Annotated in this window: 1 protein-coding gene; it reads left to right on the forward strand. The window is 37.5% G+C overall.

Annotated elements, in window-relative coordinates; translation table 11 throughout:
* Window positions 1–243: 243 nt before the first annotated feature.
* A complete protein-coding gene (locus ABDZ53_RS08615; RefSeq protein WP_343755571.1) occupies window positions 244–1,296 on the forward strand; it encodes a peptidylprolyl isomerase in 1,053 nt (350 codons plus the stop codon).
* The last annotated feature ends 99 nt before the right edge of the window (window positions 1,297–1,395 follow it).

Here is a 1,395-nt window from a genome sequence, read left to right on the forward strand (position 1 = left end):
TTTTAAATTTTTCATGATTTAATTATACCATGAGAGGTGCTTTTTTGTCTCTTTTTAGCATTTTCTTTTCAAATAAAAAGACTTAAATGATTAATAGAAATAAGTATGAACTCTTCATGAATATACTATATATTTTCCCTCAGGGGTTTTGAAATTTCGCTCACCTGTGGTATATTTATTTAGGTACGAATATATTGATCGTATGCGATATAAATATTAGATGTAGGATGTGTCGAAATTAGTATGAAAAAATGGTTAGTAGGAGCTGTAGCGGCTTCAGGTTTATTATTGGCTGGTTGCTCAACTAGTCCAGAAGTTGCTTCAACAGTGGCAGGACGTGTGCGTGAAGATGAATTATACGAACGCATGAAAAATGAAATGACTCAAAGTGGCATGACTTATGGAGAGCAAATGCTTCAGCAAATTCTCTTGGAAGATATTTTAGAAAATGCTTACAGCGATGAAGTGTCAGACGAAGATGTTGAAGAATATTTCGAGCGTGAAGCTGAAATGTTCGGTGGAGTAGAAGAGTTTGAAGAACTCCTTGAAATGCAAGGAATGTCTGCTGACGATGTAAGAGAAAATCTTCGATCTACATTATACGTTAGACGAGCTATAGAAGATCATGTTGATATTACAGAAGAAGATATTGAACAAGCTTATGAAGAATATCAAATTAATTCAACTGTTGCTCATATCTTAGTGGAAGAGGAAGAGCTAGCAGAAGATATTATTAGTCAATTAAATGATGGGGCTGAGTTTGGCGATTTAGTAGAAGAGCACTCAGTCGATTACGGGACTGTTCCTGCTGGTGGAGAAATTGAATTGGTTCCTGGTCAAACAGTTCCTGAATTTGAAAGTGCAGCTGTTGAACTTGAGGAAGGCGAGATTACTCAAGAACCTGTAGAATCACAATTCGGATACCATGTTATTAAAATGGTTGAAGTAGGTGAAAAGGGGTCATTAGAAGAAGAGCGCGATACAATTGAAAATCTTCTAATTGAAAGTTACTTAAACGACCCAGCAGTCGTTCAAGAAGCCGTCAGCGTGTTAGTTCAAGACGCTAACGTTCAAATTGCTGACGATGAACTTTCAGGTGCGCTTCAGCAATTCCTTGTTCCTTCCCCTGAACCTACAGATGGTCCTTTAGACCCAGTAGAAGAAGGTACAGATGACACGGAAGCTGACGAAACAGATGACGCTGATACCGAAGAAGTGGAAGAAACAGAAGAAGTAGATGAAACTGAAGAAACCGAAGAGTCGGAAGATTCAGAGGATACTTCTGACGAAGAATAAAAAGTAACAGAAAAAGTCCTTCTCAATTTGGAGACTGCTGAAAAACCCCTATTCTACCTATGATTTCAATAGATAGAATAGGGGGTTTTTAGTATAATA

It is taken from the genome of Alkalibacterium iburiense, assembly GCF_039521845.1.
Classification (GTDB): Bacteria; Bacillota; Bacilli; order Lactobacillales; family Carnobacteriaceae_A; genus Alkalibacterium; species Alkalibacterium iburiense.

Coding starts and splice junctions, on each gene's coding strand:
- ABDZ53_RS08615 (WP_343755571.1), top strand. CDS start 244: ATGAAAAAATGGTTAGTAGGAGCTGTAGCGGCTTCAGGTTTATTATTG.